This is a genomic window from Microbacterium sp. SORGH_AS_0421 (assembly GCF_030818635.1).
GTDB lineage: Bacteria > Actinomycetota > Actinomycetes > Actinomycetales > Microbacteriaceae > Microbacterium.
The window spans coordinates 66,433-85,488 of record NZ_JAUTAO010000001.1 but is presented as its reverse complement, the minus strand read 5'-3'; the positions used below and the strand labels follow the sequence as shown (position 1 = coordinate 85,488).

Genomic DNA, 19,056 nt, shown 5'->3' with positions numbered 1-19,056 from the left:
GGGCACCTGAAGGAGCTGACCCTGCGATACCTGCGCCTGCTCGAGCGCGGCGTAGAGATCGAGTTCTCCAGCTCAGCAACCGCTCCGAGTGTCTCTCGCGTCCACGTTCCCCGGCCGAACAAGTGGGGGATGCAACCTGGAACGCCTTCGACGGCACGACGGCCAGCGTCCGCGAATGGACTCGCTGGGCCATCGCCATACCCGTTCAGGAGGCCTACGACACTCAGGCCCAATCCGGGTCAGTGGATGATCAAGCAACAATCAGGCTGCACATGCCATAACGGTCGGTGCGGGGCTGGCGCTGCGGCGTTGGTCGCGGGTGAACTGACTACTTCCCTGAGAGACCCTCTGTGGGAGCTAGCGCGGCGTCCATTGCCACCATCGCGCGTGATGCTCGCCTTCGTCGACGCGGAATGCTCTTCCGCAGATGGTGCACTCGCACTCGTAGGTCACTGGCCACCCCGAACGATCCTGACTGAGCATTCGCACGTGACCGCGGTCCTCTTCCCTCGTCGGGTCGAAGGCGAGGAGACGCCGGTAGTCATCGCACCAGCACTTCCATGCGCGGTAGTTCTGCACTTTGTCGAGGGCGTGGACCAGGGCGTCTCGGTTCGGGGAGATCATCCCGCCGAGTTCGATGGTCGCTGTAGCCCGTTCGATCGCGGGAAGCGCGAGACGGAGATGCTCCAGGACGTTCTTGTCGCGCGTCCCGATGATGTCCCACGAGGCCTGCCAGATGCGCTGTGGGTCGCCGGAGAGAAAGTCGGCGAGGGGGTCGGCCATCGCGTCAGAATATGGCGGCGAGCACCCGGTGAGAAATCCAGCAGCGGGACCTGATCGGCGTCCGCATTCGCGGCGATTGGTACCTCGAAAGGCTCGGCAGTTGACCGCCGACGTGAAGATGGCGTTCGTCGAGGGCTACGAGCGAGGTGAGCCGACCGCCGACTAGCCACGAAGCTCGGTGTCCATCGGGCGACGCTCGACAACCTGATCAAGCGTCTTGAGCTCACCCGCGAGGATCCCGATGCCGTCCCCTTGGTCATCCACGACGAGATCGTTGCGTCGTGTCGAGCAGGGGAGACGCTCGCGGTCATTGGTAGCCGGCATGGCTTTAGCCCGAGCAAGGTGCAGTGGTTGCTGGTTGCGGCAAGGGGTGAGCTTTCGTCGCTCGCAGCGTGACCACGCGCAACTCAACCAAGCGTCGGACCGCTGGACTGTCGTGCGAAGCACCTGACCCGTGATGCTCAGCATCGAGTGCGAATGGATTCGCGCCGGGACGAAAGACACCTCAGCCGCTCCACGCATCTGCTCAGGCGCGATTCCAGGGGGGAAGCGGGAGTTGCTCCCCTGAAGGAGGGATAGAAAGCACCACCGCCGTAGATCCGAGGACGATCACCGCGCTGATCGCCACAAGAACGCCTGCGAGCAATGGTCGCTTGCGCGTACGACCGTGGAACAACACGAAGAAAGAAATCGTGGCAAGCGCCAGCTACATCACCAGCGAAGTCAATCCCGCTTGGACGTGCCACAGCCGCTCTGCGTCCCATCGAGGCGAATCGTCAAGGACCGAAGTCGGCTTAGAGAATGTCCAATCGAGCCCCGTCACGCCGAACGCGAAAGGGCACACGAGACCAACTAGCGTTGCGATCACCAGAAAGACGATTCCCCCGGTGGGGCGAATGTCGGGGCGTTCGTCTCGGGTAACCATCAATTAAGACCGGAAATTCTGATGGGAAGTGTCTTCGGAGGCGGCAAGTCTCACAGACATCGCTCGTGGCGATTTTTCGAGTAACGATGACGTGGTGGGCCCCGTGGGGCTCGAACCCACGACCCGCGGATTAAAAGTCCGATGCTCTACCGACTGAGCTAGAGGCCCTCGCCGACAAGCCTACCGGCCTCAAGGGGGCGTTCGTGCTCACCGGCGTCGACGCGACACGATCCAGAACAGATACGCGCCGCCGACGACGGCGGTGAGGAGCCCGACGGGAATCTGCAGCGGGGCCAGAGCGCGCTGAGCGATCACATCGGCGACCAGCAGCACCGCCGCGCCCGTGACAGCGGAGCCGACCAGGGGGATCCCACTCGAGCCCATGGCCCGCCGGGCGAGCTGCGGTGCGGCCAGGGCGATGAAGCCGATGGGCCCGGCGACGGCCGTCGCCGTCCCCGTCAGAAGGGCGGCGACCACGATCAGCGTCAGGCGCGCGCGGCGGGTGCGCACACCGAGTGCGATCGCGGTGTCGTCGCCGAGTTCGAGAGCGCGGAAGTCGCGGTATACGGCGAGCAGCACGAGCGACAGGATGCCGGTCGAGGCGAACAACAGCGCGACGTCGTCGACCGAGGTCGCGGCCAGGCTCCCGTGCAGCCACTGCGTCGCGTTGCGCGCGATCTCGAGGGGAGCGCGGGTGAGCAGATAGTCGTTGACGGCCGAGAGCAGGGTCGACAGGGCGATTCCCGCGAGGATCGTCCTCTCTCGTGAGACGCCGACGCTGCGGGCGATGGCCATGACGATCACGATGGTGAGCAGCCCGCCCATCCACGCTCCGGCCGCGGGGGACGCCGACGGAGCGATGAGTGTGAGACCGACGAGCGCACCCGTGGCGGATCCGGCGCTGAACCCGATGATGTCGGGGCTCGCGAGCGGATTGCGGGCGAGGGTCTGGAACACCGCGCCGGCGAGCCCGAGGGCGGCCCCGATCGCGAGGGCGGCGAGCACTCGCGGCACCCGCAGCCCCACCACCACGACGGTGGTGCGTCCGTCGCCCTCTCCGGTGAGGGCGGATGCCACTTGCTCCAGCGACGCGTGGAAGGAGCCCGTCGTGAGGCCCACGACGGCGGCGATCGAAGCTACGACCAGCGTCGCGACGAGGACCAGGGCGTACCGGCGACGCCTCCGTGATCGAGCGGGCGTGCGCAGGGGCGTTCCCAGGCTCACGGCGTCTTCGTCCTTCGCAGGATGAGCCACAACAACAGTGGGGCACCGAGGAAGGCGGCAACGATCCCCGCCTCGACCTCGCCGGGAAGAGCGATGACACGGCCGAGCACATCGCTCGCGAGGGTGAGAGCGGCGCCCGTGACGGCCGCGAGGGGGAGTGAGACGCGCACGGATCCGCCGACCGCCCCGCGCACGGCGTGCGCCACGAGCAGCCCGATGAAGGCGAGGGGGCCGGCAGCCGAGGTCGCGGCGGCGCAGAGCAGGGTGATCGCGGCGCCGGCGCCGAGCATGATGAGCGCCGGAGAGACACCGAGTGAGCGGGCCAGGTCGCTTCCGAGCTGCAGCTGATCGAGGCCGCGTGAGACGAGAAGGGCCAGAACGACGCCCGCCACCGCGAACGGGAGGAGTTGCGCGGCCACGTCGGGATCGCGCCGCTCGAACGAGCCGACCGCCCAGAAACGGAACGACTCGAAGGTGTCATCGTCGACCAAGGTGATGATCCGGACGACGGCGCCGAGACAGGCGCTGAGCGCGACGCCCGCGAGAACGAGGCCGATCGCGTCGTCACGGCGGTCCCCACGGGCCGCCAGGTGGACGAGCAAGGACGCTCCCGCCGCACCGGCGAACGCGAACCAGACGTACCCGCTCGCCGTCGCGACGCCGAAGAACCCGATGGCGACGACCACCCCCAGAGCAGCCCCCGCGTTCACACCGAGCAGGCCCGGGTCGGCGAGGGGGTTTCGTGTGGCGGCCCGCATGAGCACTCCCGCGACGCCGAGGCAGGCCCCGGCGAAGATCGCGGTGAGTGTGCGGGGCAGGCGCAGCTCGTAGACGATGACGCCCACGGCATCCCGTCGATCCGTGAGAAGGGCGGACCACACCTCGGAGGGCGCGAGAGCACGCGACCCCACCGCGAAGCTCGCGAGGATCAGAAGACACAGGATGCCACCGACGGCGAGGGTGATCGAGAGAGCTCGAGCACGCGAGGAGCGTCGTCGGCGTCCCGGGAGAACCACGCCCGGGGCGACGGACGGGTGGACGTCGAGCATGCGGGTAAGGATAACCTAACCCCGTGACTCTCTTTCGTTTCTCGTCCCACCGTGCCCGTTTTCGTCCCCGACATCTGCTCGCCACCGGGGTCGTCGCGACCGCCCTGGCCCTGGCCGGGTGCGCCGGCCCCGCGACGGGGCCCTCGACCGTGGATGCCGAGGCGGGCTCCACCGGGCAGTGGATCGTCTCGCGAGACCTCGAACCCGGGATGGGCTCGCCCGAGGCGGATGGCGTCTTCCCCCGTGAGGTGACCCACTTCGCGGGAACGACGAAGATCGCGGCCGAACCCCAGCGCATCGCGGTCGTCTCCACGGGGCAGCTCGACGCGCTGCTCTCCCTCGGGCAGGTGCCCGTCGCCGCGACCCGCGCCGAGAACAGCGGCCTCGTGCCGCAATACCTCCGTGAGGCGCTTCCCGACAAGGCGGCGGCGCTCGATGCCATGGCCGATATCGGCGAACGCACCGAGCCCGACCTCGAGGCGATCGCACAGGCCGCCCCCGACCTCATCCTGATCAACTCGACCCGGGGCGCGCAGCTCTACGACGCCCTCTCCGCCATCGCACCGACCGTCGTGACCAAGGGCAACGGCGTCAATTGGAAGAGCGACTTCCTCCTCATCGCCGACGCCCTCGGGGACGAGGGGACCGCGCGCGGAGTGCTGGACGACCTGCAGGGCGAGAGCGCTGCCTTCGCCCAGACGCATCCCGCCGGCGAGCCCACGGTGTCGTTCCTGCAATCGACCGGTGACCGCACCCGCATCATGGGACTGCCGTCGTTCGCGGGAGGTATCGCCCAGGATCTCGACCTGGGGCGCCCGGCGTCGCAGCAGTTCGACGAGACGTCGCAGGAGATCAGCGCCGAGCAGATCGACCTGGCCGATGCGGACCGCGTCTACTACGGCGGAACCGGGCAGGGGCGGAGCTTCATCGAGAGTGCCCCGCTCTGGCCGACCCTCGGCGCGGTGGCGGACAAGCGAACGGTCACCGTCGACTTCGACCCGTGGTTCATGAACGCCGGGCCGATCGCCGCGCGTCTCGTCCAGGAGGAGATCATCCGGACCGTCGGGGACTGACGAACCCCGCAGACACGAAAGCGAGCGCCGGACCCCCTCGCCTGGGGTCCGGCGCTCGCCGTCAGGGTCGGTCGATCATCGACCGCTCGGAAGCGCGGATGAACGCGCGTCCGGGAATTACATGGTGGGGGGCATCAGCACCGAGTCGATGAGGTACACGGTGGCGTTGGCCGTCTGGACGCCACCGCAGATGACGTTGGTCGAGCCGTTGACGGTGATGGCGTCACCCGAGCCGGCGACGGTGACGTCCTGGCCCTCGACCGTGGCGTGCGTGCCATCGATCTCGCTGGGGGTGAGCTGGCCGGGGATCACGTGGTACGTGAGGATCTTGGTCAGCGTGGCGGAGTCGGTCTTGAGTCCGTCGATGGTCGCGGCCGGGATCTTGGCGAACGCGTCGTCGACCGGGGCGAAGACGGTGAACTCCGAGCCGTTCAGCGTGTCGACGAGGTTCACGTCGGGGTTGAGCTGGCCGCTGACGGCCGCGGTGAGCGTCTTCAGCAGCGGGTTGTTCGAGGCGGCGGTGGCCACCGGGTCAGCGGCCATACCGGCAACCGAGCCCGAGCCCGAGGGAACGGCGGCGGCGTAGTCGGCGCAACCGGGGCCGACCAGGTTCGCGGCGGGGTCCATGGCGCTGGACGACATCGACGGCGATGCCGACATCGAGGGCATCGAGCTCTCTTCGGTGGTCGAGCCACCCGAGGTGGTGCCGCCCGAACATGCGGTGAGAGCGAAGGCCGAACCCAGAACGAGGGCGAGACCAGCGACAACGGGCTTCTTGTTGGTGAGCATGACATTCCTCCGAAATCATCCGGATCGCGTCTGCGACCCGTCAGGGACACCCCGGTGCGAGGGGCGGTTCGCCGTGGAGCGGCTTACACAGGGTCTTCGGGACCCCCTCGCGATCGGATTGCGAAATGTTGCGAATTCGGCCGCGCGCGGGTGTTGTCAGGCATGAAAAGGCCTGATGAGAAGCTCGTAAATATTCTTGAGAATGTTTTTGAACCGCACCGCCGGATGCTGCTTCGCCTCGGGGTGGCCGGGTAACGGTTTGCCCATATCTGTTCCGCCACGCGCGTGCGCTCGCGTGGGCGCGCGCGAGAGGTAGGCAATGATGGATGCCATGGTGATCGACGGTTTCGACCTTCCCGACGATGGGGTGGAGAACGCCGACCACGTCGGGAGTCTCCTGCTGCGCGTGGCCGATGGCGATCGGGCGGCCTTCGCGGAGCTCTACGACTCACTGTCCGCTCGCGCCTTCGGCCTGATCCTGCGCGTGCTCGTCGACCGCTCGCAGAGCGAGGAAGTGCTTCAAGAAGTCTTCTTGGAGATCTGGCAATCCGCCGGGCGCTTCACTCCGAACAAGGGACAGGGAAGATCGTGGGTTCTCACGATCGCTCACCGTCGAGCGGTGGACCGCGTGCGGTCATCGCAGTCGAGTGTCGATCGAGACGTGCGCGCGGGCTTCCGGGATATGGACGTCGCTTACGACGCCGTCTCCGAGAAAGTCGAACTGAAGATGGAAGGGCGGCGCGTCGTCGATGCACTGGCGGCGCTCCCGGACGCTCAGAAGGAAGCACTCACGCTCGCTTATTTCGGCGGGTACAGCCAAAGTGAGATCGCGACCCTGGTCGGGGCGCCGCTCGGTACGGTCAAGACACGAATGCGTGACGGATTGTCGCGGTTGAGAATCGAGATGGGGGTGGACAAGTGAACGAGAGGGATTTCGCCGACCTCGCCGTCGGACACGCGCTCAATGCGCTCTCCGAGGCAGATGAACGCGCGTACCAGGAGGCTTTGGCGGGCAACCCGCATTGGGACCACCACGTCCGCGATGCAGCCGACGCCGTCGCCGCCATCAGCGCCTCCGTCGAACCCGTCGAGCCCCCGCCCTCCGTGCGGGCCTCGCTGTTCGCGCGTATCTCCGAACTGCCGCAGGAGTCGGTCGGCGTGGCGACCCTTCCTGCCTCATCATCCGCCGACGAAGACTACGCCGCCGCTGGTGTGACGCCGATCGAGCCGGAGCGCGAGACGGCGTCGACCGGTGTGTCCGCGGCATCCGGTTGGGGACCCCGCCGGTGGTTCACCCTCGCGGCTTCGTTCGCGGCCGTCCTCGTTCTGGGCTTCGGGGCCGTCACGGTCAGCCAACTGGTCTCACCGCCGGCCTCCGTCGTCGCTCTGAGGTCGATCGAGCAGGCCCCCGACGCCCAGTCGGCGTCGACCACCCTCCCCGACGGAACGGTGGCGACCGCGCACTGGTCGCCGTCGACCGGGCAGAGCGTGCTCGTCACCGACGGGATGCCGGCCCTCGCCGCCGACAAGACCTACGAGCTGTGGTTCGTTCGCGGCGACACCCCGATCGCGGCCGGGACTTTCGAGCCCGACGAAGCGGGGAAGGCTACGGCGGTCCTCCAGGGAGAGATGCACGCGGGAGACGTCATCGCGGTGACGATCGAGCCCGCCGGCGGATCGCCCGACGGGACGCCGAGCACCGCCCCCGTCGTGGTCGTCGCCACGGCTTGATTCTTCGTGTCTCCTCGGCCGCTCGCGGGGACAGGCGAGCGGCCCGGGGGAGCAGATCGACGCTCTAGCCTGGATGGATGAGCGATTCCCCCCGCGAGTTCCATAAGCCGGTTCGGCGTCCCGCCGAGCTGTTCGATCGTCTCTTCTCCGCGGAGGATCCGGCCGAGGTATCGCGGGTTGCGCACAGCACGGCGCAGGCCCTGCTGTCGCGAGTGCGGGCCGATCCGAGCGTCGACGTGGTCGAGCGTCTCATCGCCTTCACCGACGACCACGGCATCGACGACATCGCCGAACTGTGGTCGCGCTCGCCCGCCCGATCGCTGCCCGGGGCGCTCTGGCGGCTCTACCTGCTGCAGCTGATGATCCACGATGACGCGGCGACGGCAGCTCTGCTGTACGAACGCGGACGTGTGGAGATCACGACGGTGGATGCCGTGGTCGCCGGCGCTCCCGCCCCCGCGGGCCCCGAAGAACTCGTGCGGTTGATCGACACCATTCTGCGTGGGCTCTTCGAAGGGGACTTCGCCGTCGCCCTCGACCGTGCAGCGGCGTTCTGCCGTGTGCAGGCCGCGGGTTCGACACACCTGGCCGACGACTACGAGAACACCGAATCGGAGCGGGCCTCGGCCTTGACGACGCGGGCTCTGCGCCTCGCCACCTACGCGGAAGACCTCTCGGCATCCGCCGCTCTCTGGCGCCGTGACGCGCTGACCTGAGCGGGAAAGATAAGTGCCGGACCGCAGAACGCCTCTCGGCGCATGGCCGCTCATAGCGGCAGAAGATGGAGCCCGGGGTTACTGCGGCCCGGCTATAGGAGTGTAACAAGACCCGCCTGCGGACATTCCCTTCCGCGGCCCCGTTGACAAGGCTCGGGCGTGTCGGTCGTGCGGCGTAGGCTCGCCCCATGGCTTGGCGCTTCGCTCTCGTGATCGACCCCGTGGCATCCGACGTGCAGCGCAACGACTACTCCGACACCCTGCGGGAGATCGACCCCGACGGCCCCGCTCTCGGTGTGGGCGAGCTGAGCGCACAGCGCGGTGACGGGATCTTCGAGAGCCTCGGCGTCGTCGACGGGCACGTTCAGGAGGTCGAACCCCACCTCGCGCGTCTGGTGCACTCGGCCGCGCTCTGTGACCTCCCCGTGCCGAACCTCGCGCAATGGCGCGTCGCGATCCAGCGCGCCGCGCGCGCCGCGGGCGAGGGCGAGAACGTCATGAAACTGCTCCTCAGCCGCGGTGTCGAGCACGGGCCCGCCCCGACCGCCTGGGTGACGCTCGCCGACGCCCCCGACAACGACCGCGCACGCTCCGAGGGAGTCCGCGTCGCGACGCTCGACCGCGGCTACGCCCTCGACGTGCCCGCTCGCGCTCCCTGGCTCCTGCTCGGGGCGAAGACGCTGTCGTACGCGGTCAACATGGCCGCGATCCGCGAGGCGAAGCGACGCGGTGCCGACGACGCCGTGTTCGTCACGAGCGACGGTCATGTGCTCGAGGCGCCCACGGCATCCGTCGTCCTGCGCTTCGGGGATCGTTTCGTCACGCCGGAACCTCAGGCCGGCATCCTGCACGGGACGACGCAGCTCAGCCTGTTCGCCTTCCTCGAGGGCCGCGGCTTCGCCACGACGTACGAGACGGTGCCGGCCGAAGATCTGACGAGAGCGGATGCCGCGTGGCTCCTCTCGAGCGTCCGGCTCGCGGCCCCGATCCGTTCCGTCGACGGCATCGAGGTGGCGCTCGACCGCGCGTTCACCGACGAGCTCAACGCCTACCTGCTCAGCCCGCGCGACTGAGGGCTCGAGAGAACGACGAAGGCCCCGCCGGAGCGGGGCCTTCGCATGAGAGCTGGTTATCCGAACCGGCCGGAGACGTAGTCCTCGGTCGCCTGGACACTCGGTGCCGTGAAGATCGACGCGGTGTCGTTGTACTCGATGAGCTTGCCCGGCTTGCCGGTGCCCGCGATGTTGAAGAAGGCCGTCTTGTCGCTGACGCGCGAGGCCTGCTGCATGTTGTGCGTCACGATGACGATCGTGTACTCGCTCTTGAGTTCGCCGATGAGCTCCTCGATCGCGAAGGTCGAGATCGGGTCGAGCGCCGAGCAGGGCTCGTCCATCAGCAGCACGTCGGGTGAGACGGCGATCGCGCGCGCGATGCACAGACGCTGCTGCTGACCGCCCGAGAGGCCGCCGCCGGGCTTGTCGAGGCGGTCCTTGACCTCGTTCCACAGGTTCGCGCCCCGCAGCGACTTCTCGACGAGGGCGTCGGCGTCGCTCTTGGCCATGCGCTTGTCGTTGAGCTTGGCGCCGGCCAACACGTTCTCTCGGATCGACATGGTCGGGAACGGGTTCGGGCGCTGGAACACCATGCCCACGTGGCGGCGCACGAGCACGGGGTCGACGCCGGGGCCGTAGAGGTCGTCGCCGTCGATGAGAACGCGTCCCTCGACGCGCCCGCCGGGGATGACCTCGTGCATGCGGTTGAGGGTGCGCAGGAACGTGGACTTGCCACAGCCCGACGGCCCGATGAACGCGGTGACCGAGCGCGGCTCGATGTCGATCGAGACGCCCTCGACCGCGAGGAAGTCGCTGTAGTAGACGTTGAGGTCCTGGACCTCGATGCTCTTGGACACGAGTGTGTGCCTTTCTGGGCTCAGCGCGCCTTGGGCGCGAACACCGCCGCCACGATACGGGCGATCAGGTTGAAGATGACGACGAGGACGACGAGAAGGAAGGCCGCACCCCAGGCGTTCGCCTGCGACGCGTCGATGTCCTGCCCCGGGAAGCTGTACGCGGTGTACGCCATGACGGGCAGGGTCTGCATGGGGCCCTCGAACGGGTTGGCGTTGAAGTTGTCGGTGAAGCTCGCGGCGATGAAGATCGGTGCGGTTTCCCCGACCACGCGGGCGACGGCCAGGACAACACCGGTGATGATCCCCGATGCCGCGGTGCGCAGCACGACCTTGATGATCGTCGCCGAGCGGGGCACGCCGAGAGCGAGCGAGGCTTCGCGCAGGTCGGCGGGGACCAGACGCAGCATCTCCTCCGTGGAGCGGATGACGATCGGGATCATGAGCACGCACAGGGCGATGGATGCCGAGAACCCGCTGAACGCCTTCGGTCCGACGACCAGGCTGAACAGAGAGAACGCGAACAGACCCGCGACGATCGAGGGGATGCCGGTCATCACGTCGACGAGGAAGGTGATCGCGCGGCGCAGCGGGTTGTTCGGCTGCGCGTACTCGACGAGGTAGACCGCCGCGAGGACGCCGATCGGCACCGAGATGAGGGCTGCGATCCCCGTGATGATGAGCGTGCCCGTGATGGCCTGCCAGGCGCCGGCAGTGGCGACGACCTCGAGCGTGTCGGGGTTGAACGCGGTGCCGCCGACCTGCGTGACGAAGTTCCAGTTGACGACCGCCAGGCCCTTGGACACCACGGTCCACAGGGTCGAGACGAGCGGGGCGACCGCGAGCAGGAACGCGACGGTCACGAGTCCGCGCACGACCCGGTCCACGGCCTTGCGGCGGTTCTCGACGATCGAGGAGCCGACTCCGATGGCGATCAGGTAGAGCACTGCGGACAGGACGAGCCACGCCGCGAGGTTGAATCCCCCGAGCAGGAACTGGACTCCGGCCACGACGATCGCGACCCCGAGCAGGAGCGCGGGCTCGATGAAGCGGGGGAGCTGACCGCTGGTCAGCGCCAGGGGAGAGGAGGACGACGGGGCCGTGACGGTCATGAGCGCTTGCCCTTCTTGCGACCCTTCGCACCGGGACCGGTGGCCCCGATGATGTAGCGAGCGAGCATGTTCACCGCGAGCGAGACGACGAACAGCATGAGACCGGTGCCGATGAGCGCCGAGCGCTGCAGGTCGGTGGCGATCGGGAAGTTCAGTGCGATGTTGGCCGCGATGGTCTGCGAGTTGTAGCCGTCGGTGAGCAGCAGCACAGAGTAGATGAGGCTGGGCGAGACGATGAGCGCGATGGCCATGGTCTCGCCGAGCGCGCGGCCGAGGCCCAGGAGCGTGGCCGAGACCATACCGCTGCGTGCGTAGGGGAACACCGCGAGACGGATCATCTCCCAGCGTGTCGCGCCGAGGGCGAGGGCAGCCTCTTCGTGCAGGCGCGGGGTCTGCAGGAAGATCTCGCGGGTGATGGAGGTGACGATCGGGAGGATCATCACGGCGAGCACGACGCCACCGGTGAACATCGTCGAGCCGGTGGTGGACACGGGGCCCTGGAAGAGCGGGATCCAGCCGAGGTACTGGTTGAGGAACTCCCCGACCGGTACGAGCAGGGGGCGCATGACGATGATGCCCCACAGGCCGAAGACGATCGAGGGGACCGCGGCCAGCAGATCGACGATGTAGCCGAGGAAGCCGGCGATGCGGCGGGGCGCGTAGTGCGAGATGAACAGCGCGATCCCGATGGCGACCGGGGTGCCGATGACCATGGCGATGAGGGCGGCCCAGATGCTGCCGAAGAGCAGCGGACCGACGTACTCCCAGAAGTTCGTCCAGCTGCCGTTCTGGTACCCGGCGAGATCGCCCTCGGTCCAGTTGCCGGTGATGGCGGGGATTCCGCGGATGATCAGGAAGATCGCGACCCCGGCGAGGATGATCATGATCGACACGGCGGCCGTGGTCGACAGCCCCAGGAAGACGGAGTCTCCGACGCGGCGCTTGCCGACGATCGACGTCCGCGGCGGGGGAGGGGAAGACGGGGCGGTCTCTGTGTCTGCGACGGTGTCAGTCACGGGGGATCTCACGCTCGGCACGGGTCATGGGTTCTCCTCGGTCGGGTGTTCTCTGAGGATGTCGGCTCAGCGGAGCATTCGACGGGGTCGACCGCTCCGATCAGCCCGGCCCGACCCGCACGCGAGGTGCGGGCCGGGCCGAGTCCGAAGAGATGTTTACTTGATCGACGCGAGGGTCTCGGCAGCAGCCGAGAGCACCGAGTCGGGCAGCGGCGCGGAGCCGGCGTTCTTGGCAGCGACCTGCTGGCCGAGCGTGCTGGTGACGAAGCCGAGGTACGACTTGACGAGCTCGGACTGCTTCGCGTCCTTGAACGTGGTGCAGGCGATCGCGTACGACACGAGCGGGATCGGGTAGGTCTCAGCCGTGAGCTTCGAGTAGTCGAACTTCTTCGACAGGTCGCCCGCGACGCCGTTGCTGGCGTCGACCGCGGCAGCGGCGAAGGTCGCCGTGACGGCCTCGGGGCTGTAAGCGATGGCGGTGCCGTCCTGGATGATCGACGCGGCGTTCAGGCTGCCGATGGCGGAGTGGTCGGCGTAGCCGATGGTGCCGGTGCCGGCCTTGACGGCCTCGACGACGCCCGAGCCGCCCTTCTGCTTCGACACGTTGCCCTCGATCGGCCAGTCCTTGCCCGCGGGCTTGGTCCAGACCGACGACTGCGTCGCGGCGAGGTAGTTGGTGAAGTTCTGCGTCGTGCCCGAGCCGTCCGAACGGGCGACGGTGGTGATGGCGCCGGCGGCGAGGGCCGTTCCGTTGTCCTTCGTGATGGCCGGGTCCGACCAGTCGGTGATCTGCAGGGCGAAGATCTTCGCGATCGTCTCACCCGAGAGCTTCAGGCTGGTCACGCCGGGGATGTTGAAGATGATCGCGACACCGTCGAGGTAGACGGGGATGTTGACGCCGCCGTCGGTGCAGAGGGCCTTGGACTGGGCCGTCTGGTCGGCGTTCAGCGGCGAGTCGGAGCCGGCGAAGTCGTACGCGCCGCTCAGGAAGTTGGTGACGCCACCGCCGGAGCCCTGCGACTTGTCGTAGTTGATCGTGACGCCCTTGGCCTGAGCGTTGTAGGCGCTCGTCCATGCGGCCTGCGCGTTCGCCTGGGCGCTCGAGCCACCGGCCGTGATCGTGCCCGAGAGGTTCGGGTCGACGGTGAACGCGACGTCGGACGAGGTCGACGTGGGGGTCGAGCCCGCGGCGTCGCCGGAGCCCGAGGTGCCGGCGCAGCCGGCGAGTGTCAGAGAGGCCACGGCGGCCACGGTGCCCAGCTGGGCGAGTCGGGAGAGCTTCACGGTGTGAATCCTTCGCATGTCGGGAACAGGAACCCGGTGCAGGGTTCGTCGTGAACGGTAAACAGCGACGGAGAACAGACTGCGTTGCACGGGTGAACGGGAGGTGAACCGGGGCGGCCGTCCCGGGGTGTTTTCCTGGGGGTTGTACTGTTCACCTCCGTGACGACCTCCGCTTTCGAAGCTCAGGCCCCGCTGGACCGGACGGGGGCTGCGCCGCCCGCGCGCACTCTCATCGACATCCTGACCGACGTCGCCGCTCGGTATCCCGAAGCCTCCGCGATCGACGACGGGTCGGGTGCCCTCAGCTACCGCGAGCTGCTGGCGCGTGTGTGGCGGACGGCAGCGGCTCTGCATGACGCTGGAGTGCGACGGGGTGACCGGGTGGGCGTGCGCATGCCGTCCGGTTCCAAGGAGCTGTACGTGTCGATACTCGCGGTCATGGCGGCGGGCGCCGCCTACGTGCCGGTGGATGCCGACGATCCCGACGAGCGCGCCCGCCTGGTGTTCGGTGAGGCCGGGGTGCGCGGCATCGTCGCGGGGGAGGGCGAGTTCGTGGCGACCGAGGGCGACCTCGTTCGTCTGTACGACGGAGACGCTCCGCATCCGGGCACGAACGCCGTGCCGATCGTCGCCCCGCCCACGGCCGACGACGACGCGTGGATCATCTTCACCTCGGGTTCGACCGGCGTCCCCAAGGGCGTCGCGGTCTCGCACCGCTCGGCGGCTGCCTTCGTCGAAGCGGAGGGGCGCGTCTTCCTGCAGAGCGAACCGCTCGGACCGGGGGACCGTGTGCTGGCCGGGCTCTCGGTGGCCTTCGACGCCTCGTGTGAGGAGATGTGGCTCGCCTGGGGTCACGGTGCGTGTCTCGTGCCGGCTCCCCGTTCTCTCGTGCGGTCGGGCGAAGACCTCGCGCCCTGGCTGCTCCGCCAGGGGATCACGGTCGTGTCGACCGTGCCGACGCTCGCGGCGATGTGGCCGGCGGACTCGATCGAGAACGTGCGCCTGCTGATCTTCGGCGGAGAGGCGTGCCCGCCCGAGCTCGCCGCGCGCCTGGTGGCCGAGGGACGCGAGGTCTGGAACACGTACGGACCGACCGAGGCGACGGTCGTGGCGTGCGCGGCTCCGCTCGACGGCTCGCTGCCCGTGCGCATCGGTCTGCCCCTCGACGGCTGGTCTCTCGCGGTGGTGGATGCCGAGGGACTCCCCGTGGCGGAGGGAGAGGTGGGCGAACTGATCATCGGCGGCGTCGGTCTCGCCCGCTATCTCGACCCGGCGAAGGACGCCGAGAAGTACGCGTCCATGCCGACTCTCGGGTGGGAGCGGGCCTATCGCTCGGGCGATCTCGTGCGCTTCGAGCCCGAGGGTCTGGTGTTCCAGGGGCGCGCGGACGACCAGGTGAAGGTCGGCGGCAGGCGGATCGAGCTCGGTGAGGTGGAGTCGGCCCTGCAGGACCTTCGCGGTGTCAGCGCCGCCACGGTCGCCGTCCGCACCACCGAGGCGGGCGTCCCGGTGCTGGTCGGCTACCTCGTGATGGAGGAGGGCGTCGAACTCGACCGCGCCGCCGCTCGCGCCGCTCTCGCAGAGCGCCTCCCCGCCGCGACCATCCCGCTTCTGGGCGTGGTCGACGCTCTTCCCGTGCGCACCTCGGGCAAGGTGGACCGGGCGGCTCTGCCGTGGCCGCTCCCCGGTGTCGAGGCTCCCGCCCCCACCGACTTCTCCCTCGATGAAACCTGGCTGGCCGAGCAGTGGCAGGCCGTCCTGGGCCTGCCGGTCACCGAGCGCAAGGCGGACTTCTTCGATCTGGGCGGCGGGTCGCTCGCGGCGGCCCAGCTCGTCTCGCGCATCCGTGCACGCGTGCCCGAGTTCTCGGTCGCCGACATCTACGACGTGCCGAGACTGGGGGCGATGGCCAAGGCGCTCGGACCGCAGCTCGCCGACGAGACCCCCGCCGAGTTCCACCGCGCCGAACCGACGCCGCGCACGACCCAGTGGGCGCAGACGCTGCTCGGTGTGCCGCTCTTCGTCCTCTCGGGGGTGCGGTGGCTGCTCTACCTGCTGACCGCCTCGGCGATCCTGCGGCTCGTCCCCGGCTTCGACGTCCTGCCGACGGTGCCGTGGCCGGCTCTCGTGGTCGGCCTCGTCGTCTTCGCGACGCCGTTCGGGCGCATGGCGATCGCGGTGGCGTCCGCTCGCCTCCTGCTCGCGGGCCTGCGCCCGGGCGACTATCCGCGCGGAGGGTGGGTGCACATCCGCCTGTGGCTCGCCGAGCAGATCGCCGACCAGGTGGATGCCGTGGGTCTCGCGGGCGCCCCCTGGGTGTCGTACTACGCCCGCGCTCTCGGCGCGCGAATCGGTCGCAACGTCGACCTGCACGCGCTGCCGCCGGTCACGGGAATGCTCGTCGTCGGCGACGGAGCCTCGATCGAACCCGAAGTGGATCTGACCGGGTACTGGATCGACGGCGACCTCGTGCGCATCGGAGAGGTGCGCATCGGGGCGGAAGCCACCGTGGGCGCTCGTTCGACCCTCGCTCCCGGAACGCGCATCGGTCGCCGCGCCGAGATCGCGCCGGGATCCGCGGTCTTCGGCCGCGTCAAGGCCGACCAGTCGTGGGCCGGGTCTCCGGCTGTGCGCGTGGGCGGCACGGCGAAGGGCTGGCCGACCGAGCGCCCGGCGTCGCCCACCCGCTGGCTCTGGGCGTACGCCGCGTCGGCGGTCGTCCTGGCGCTGCTACCGCTCGCGTCGTTCACCGTCGGCGGGCTCGTCGTCGCGCAGGGGATGCGCGGCGCGAGCGATCTCGCGCAGGCAGCCGCGGGGGCCTTCGCCTGGCTCGCTCCCGGCGTCGCGGTCACGGGCCTGGTGTTCGCGGCATCCGTGTGGTCCTTCTCGTGCGCGTCATGTCGATCGCGCTCCTCGAGGGGACGTACCCCGTGCGCAGTCGCGTCGCCTGGCAGGCGTGGACGATCGAAAGACTCCTGGATGCCGCCCGCACGGTGCTCTTCCCGTTGTACTCGTCGCTGTTCACCCCCGTATGGCTGCGCCTGCTCGGTGCGCGCGTGGGCCGCGACGTCGAGGCGTCGACGGTGCTGCTCATCCCGTCGATGACGCGGATCGAGGACGGGGCGTTCCTCGCCGACGACACCATGGTGGCCTCCTACGAGCTGCGAGCCGGCTGGCTGCGGATCGGGCCGGTGCGCATCGGCAAGCGCGCGTTCCTCGGTAACTCCGGCATGGCCGCTCCCGGACACCGCGTTCCGCGCGATGGGCTGGTCGCCGTGCTGTCGGCCGCGCCGCTCAAGGCCAAGGCGGGCTCGTCGTGGCTCGGCTCACCCGCGGTGCGCCTGCGCCGGAGGTCGGCGGAGGGCGACGAGTCGCGCACCTACCGGCCGACGTCGGCGCTGCGTCTCGCGCGAACCCTCTGGGAGCTGTGCCGCTTCGTGCCGGTGGTCGTGACGTGTGCGCTCGGTCTCGGCGTGATCTTCGCACTCGCTGCACTGTGGCAAGGTCTGGGCCCGGTGTGGACGCTGTTGCTCTCGGGCATCGTGCTGCTCGCGGCGGGCGCCGTGGCGGCCGGCGTGTCGACGGCGGCGAAGTGGGCGATCGTCGGCGTCATCCGGGCGGGGGAGCAGCCGCTGTGGTCGAGCTTCGTGTGGCGCACGGAGGTGTCGGACACCTTCACCGAGATGGTCGCCGCCCCATGGTTCGCGCGCGCGGCGGCGGGCACGCCGGCGCTCGCCGTGTGGCTGCGCACTCTCGGCGCGAAGATCGGGCGCGGGGTGTGGTGCGACAGCTACTGGCTGCCCGAGCCCGACCTGGTCACTCTGGGGGATGCGTCAACCGTCAACCGCGGATGCGTCGTTCAGACGCATCTGTTCCATGATCGAATCATGAGTATGGATACCGTCGAGCTGGAGCCGGGGTCGACCCTCGGCCCGCACAGCGTCGTCCTTCCCGCCTCGACGCTCGGCGCGCATGCGACCGTGGGCCCCGCGTCGCTCGTGATGCGCGGGGAGACGGTACCGGTCGGCTCGCGGTGGAGCGGCAATCCCATCGGTCCGTGGCGTGCGGTGAAGGTGCGCGCCTACCAGTCGACGACGTGAGCGTGGTCGACCGGTACGCCCCGCAGAGCGGCGACCTGTCGTACGACGTCGAGTCGTACGACCTCGTGATCGGTTACCGCGTGCGCACCAATCGCCTCGAAGGCGTCGCGACGATCGTCGCGGTCGCCCGCGAGGCGGTCTCGTCTTTCGCCCTCGACCTCGTCGGCCTCCGCACCTCGCGCGTGCGCGTCGACGGTGCGAGCGCCCGGTTCTCGGCCGGTCCCCGCGTCCTCCGCGTCACCCTGCCACGCGCGCTCGCCGCGGGTGATCGTTTCGAGGTCGAGGTGACCTACGCGGGGGCCCCGGCTCCTCGCCGTTCCCGGTGGGGAACCCTCGGGTGGGAGGAACTGACCGACGGTGCCCTCGTCGCCGGCCAGCCGACCGGCGCGCCGACCTGGTTCCCCTGCAACGACCGCCCGGACAATCGGGCGCGTATGCGGCTCGAGATCACGGTCGACGAGGGATACGTGGCGGCGGCCACGGGGGTCGCCGGTCCGAGCGTGCGGCGAGGTGGTCGGGTGACGACCACTTTCGTCTCCGACGTCCCCACGGCCACGTATCTCGCGGCCGTGCACGTGGGGCGCTATCGCACGCGCCAGCTCGAGGGCACCGGTGATTCGCTCGTGCCCGCGGTCACGGTCACGGCCCCTCCGGGACTCAGCGCGGCCGTCGATCGGGCGTTCGCGACGGTGCCCGGCATGCTGCGGGCCTTCGATCGGTTCTTCGGGCCCTACCCCCAGCAGGTGTGCACGCTCGTGGTGACCGCCGACGAGCTGGAGATCCCGCTCGAGGCCCAGGGGTTGGCGGTCTTCGGCATGAACCATCTGGTTCCCGCGGCGCAGCGCCTCGTGGCGCACGAGCTGGCGCACCAGTGGTTCGGCAACAGCGTCGGCATCGCCCGGTGGAGCGACATCTGGCTCAACGAGGGCTTCGCCTGCTATGCCGAGTGGTTGTGGTCGGAGACTTCGGGTGGCGCGTCCGTCGAGTCGTGCGTCGCAGACTTCTACGCCCGTCTCGCCGCCAAACCCCGCGATCTTCTTCTCGTCGATCCGGGCCCCGACGACATGTTCGACGACCGCGTCTACAAGCGCGGCGCCCTGACCCTGCACGCTCTTCGGCGCACGCTCGGCGACGACGCGTTCTTCGAGCTTCTGCGATCGTGGACGGCGGAGCATCGGCACGCTCTCGTGACCACCGACGATTTCCGCGCCGCGGTCGAACACGCCGGGGGAGCGGATGCCGCGGCGGTGCTGTCACGGTGGATCGACGACGAGGCTCTGCCGGCGCGACCCTGACGGTCGAACCGCAGCGCCATCGCGACTCGCGGGACCGGACCGATGACCTCGGC

Annotated in this window: 15 protein-coding genes, 1 tRNA gene and 1 pseudogene; 7 read left to right on the top strand and 10 right to left on the bottom strand. The window is 69.1% G+C overall.

Annotated features, from left to right (window positions below):
• Positions 1–357: 357 nt before the first annotated feature.
• The 4 genes from QE416_RS00450 to QE416_RS00435 form a co-directional block, all read right to left on the bottom strand.
• Complete coding sequence (locus QE416_RS00450) at positions 358–783, bottom strand: hypothetical protein (RefSeq protein ID WP_307312763.1); 426 nt, start codon at positions 781–783, stop codon at positions 358–360.
• Positions 784–1,800: 1,017 nt separating this feature from the next.
• A tRNA-Lys gene (locus QE416_RS00445) sits at positions 1,801–1,876 on the bottom strand.
• Between the two features lie 39 nt (positions 1,877–1,915).
• Positions 1,916–2,962 carry an iron chelate uptake ABC transporter family permease subunit gene (locus tag QE416_RS00440; RefSeq protein ID WP_307312762.1) on the bottom strand — a complete coding sequence of 349 codons (1,047 nt, stop codon included), beginning with the start codon at positions 2,960–2,962 and terminating at the stop codon, positions 1,916–1,918.
• Positions 2,929–3,981 (bottom strand): iron ABC transporter permease, encoded by a 1,053-nt coding sequence (locus tag QE416_RS00435; protein ID WP_307312761.1) that lies wholly within the window; start codon positions 3,979–3,981, stop codon positions 2,929–2,931. The genes QE416_RS00440 and QE416_RS00435 overlap by 34 nt, the downstream gene beginning before the upstream one ends.
• Positions 3,982–4,004: 23 nt before the next feature.
• On the opposite strand from QE416_RS00435, the gene QE416_RS00430 reads away from it, so the two are divergent.
• Positions 4,005–5,054 carry an iron-siderophore ABC transporter substrate-binding protein gene (locus QE416_RS00430; RefSeq protein ID WP_307312760.1) on the top strand — a complete coding sequence of 350 codons (1,050 nt, stop codon included), beginning with the start codon at positions 4,005–4,007 and terminating at the stop codon, positions 5,052–5,054.
• A 117-nt stretch (positions 5,055–5,171) separates the two neighbouring features.
• Here the strand turns inward: QE416_RS00430 and QE416_RS00425 are convergent, their stop codons facing one another.
• Together QE416_RS00425 and QE416_RS00420 are read right to left on the bottom strand one after the other, a co-directional pair.
• On the bottom strand, positions 5,172–5,843 hold the full coding sequence (locus tag QE416_RS00425) for a fasciclin domain-containing protein (RefSeq protein ID WP_210073724.1): 672 nt from the start codon (positions 5,841–5,843) through the stop codon (positions 5,172–5,174).
• Between the two features lie 156 nt (positions 5,844–5,999).
• Positions 6,000–6,176 carry a hypothetical protein gene (locus QE416_RS00420; protein ID WP_307312759.1) on the bottom strand — a complete coding sequence of 59 codons (177 nt, stop codon included), beginning with the start codon at positions 6,174–6,176 and terminating at the stop codon, positions 6,000–6,002.
• Between QE416_RS00420 and sigK the strand changes: the two genes are divergently transcribed.
• The 4 genes from sigK to QE416_RS00400 all read left to right on the top strand — a co-directional run bounded on the left by sigK (position 6,163) and on the right by QE416_RS00400 (position 9,363).
• Positions 6,163–6,765 (top strand): ECF RNA polymerase sigma factor SigK, encoded by a 603-nt coding sequence (gene sigK, locus QE416_RS00415; protein WP_210073725.1) that lies wholly within the window; start codon positions 6,163–6,165, stop codon positions 6,763–6,765. The genes QE416_RS00420 and sigK overlap by 14 nt on opposite strands.
• Positions 6,762–7,574, top strand: coding sequence for an anti-sigma factor (locus QE416_RS00410; RefSeq protein ID WP_267787639.1), 813 nt, complete (start codon positions 6,762–6,764; stop codon positions 7,572–7,574). Before sigK ends, QE416_RS00410 begins: the two co-directional genes overlap by 4 nt.
• 77 nt (positions 7,575–7,651) lie before the next feature.
• Positions 7,652–8,290 (top strand): DNA-directed RNA polymerase subunit beta, encoded by a 639-nt coding sequence (locus QE416_RS00405; protein ID WP_267787638.1) that lies wholly within the window; start codon positions 7,652–7,654, stop codon positions 8,288–8,290.
• Between the two features lie 188 nt (positions 8,291–8,478).
• Positions 8,479–9,363: an aminodeoxychorismate lyase gene (locus QE416_RS00400; RefSeq protein WP_267787637.1), complete on the top strand. Its 885-nt coding sequence runs from the start codon at positions 8,479–8,481 to the stop codon at positions 9,361–9,363.
• Positions 9,364–9,419: 56 nt separating this feature from the next.
• Here QE416_RS00400 and pstB read toward each other — a convergent pair whose 3' ends face one another.
• The 4 genes from pstB to QE416_RS00380 form a co-directional block, all read right to left on the bottom strand.
• On the bottom strand, positions 9,420–10,199 hold the full coding sequence (gene pstB / locus QE416_RS00395) for a phosphate ABC transporter ATP-binding protein PstB (protein ID WP_103206156.1): 780 nt from the start codon (positions 10,197–10,199) through the stop codon (positions 9,420–9,422).
• Between the two features lie 20 nt (positions 10,200–10,219).
• On the bottom strand, positions 10,220–11,308 hold the full coding sequence (gene pstA, locus QE416_RS00390) for a phosphate ABC transporter permease PstA (RefSeq protein WP_210073729.1): 1,089 nt from the start codon (positions 11,306–11,308) through the stop codon (positions 10,220–10,222).
• Positions 11,305–12,324, bottom strand: coding sequence for a phosphate ABC transporter permease subunit PstC (gene pstC / locus QE416_RS00385; protein WP_074696616.1), 1,020 nt, complete (start codon positions 12,322–12,324; stop codon positions 11,305–11,307). The genes pstA and pstC overlap by 4 nt, the downstream gene beginning before the upstream one ends.
• Positions 12,325–12,480: 156 nt before the next feature.
• Entirely contained in the window at positions 12,481–13,608 is a 1,128-nt protein-coding gene (locus tag QE416_RS00380) for a phosphate ABC transporter substrate-binding protein PstS (protein WP_210073730.1), read from the bottom strand.
• 147 nt (positions 13,609–13,755) lie between these two features.
• Here QE416_RS00380 and QE416_RS00375 point away from each other — a divergent pair.
• Positions 13,756–17,708: pseudogene (locus tag QE416_RS00375) on the top strand (Pls/PosA family non-ribosomal peptide synthetase).
• Positions 17,705–19,003, top strand: coding sequence for a M1 family metallopeptidase (locus tag QE416_RS00370; protein WP_307312754.1), 1,299 nt, complete (start codon positions 17,705–17,707; stop codon positions 19,001–19,003). Before QE416_RS00375 ends, QE416_RS00370 begins: the two are co-directional and overlap by 4 nt.
• Positions 19,004–19,056 lie beyond the last annotated feature (53 nt).

Bases quoted from the DNA above. Each gene is read 5' to 3' on its own strand.
- QE416_RS00450 (WP_307312763.1), bottom strand. From the start codon at position 783: ATGGCCGACCCCCTCGCCGACTTTCTCTCCGGCGACCCACAGCGCATC.
- QE416_RS00435 (WP_307312761.1), bottom strand. From the start codon at position 3,981: ATGCTCGACGTCCACCCGTCCGTCGCCCCGGGCGTGGTTCTCCCGGGA.
- QE416_RS00425 (WP_210073724.1), bottom strand. From the start codon at position 5,843: ATGCTCACCAACAAGAAGCCCGTTGTCGCTGGTCTCGCCCTCGTTCTG.
- sigK (WP_210073725.1), top strand. From the start codon at position 6,163: ATGATGGATGCCATGGTGATCGACGGTTTCGACCTTCCCGACGATGGG.
- QE416_RS00420 (WP_307312759.1), bottom strand. From the start codon at position 6,176: ATGGCATCCATCATTGCCTACCTCTCGCGCGCGCCCACGCGAGCGCAC.
- QE416_RS00405 (WP_267787638.1), top strand. From the start codon at position 7,652: ATGAGCGATTCCCCCCGCGAGTTCCATAAGCCGGTTCGGCGTCCCGCC.
- QE416_RS00400 (WP_267787637.1), top strand. From the start codon at position 8,479: ATGGCTTGGCGCTTCGCTCTCGTGATCGACCCCGTGGCATCCGACGTG.
- pstA (WP_210073729.1), bottom strand. From the start codon at position 11,308: ATGACCGTCACGGCCCCGTCGTCCTCCTCTCCCCTGGCGCTGACCAGC.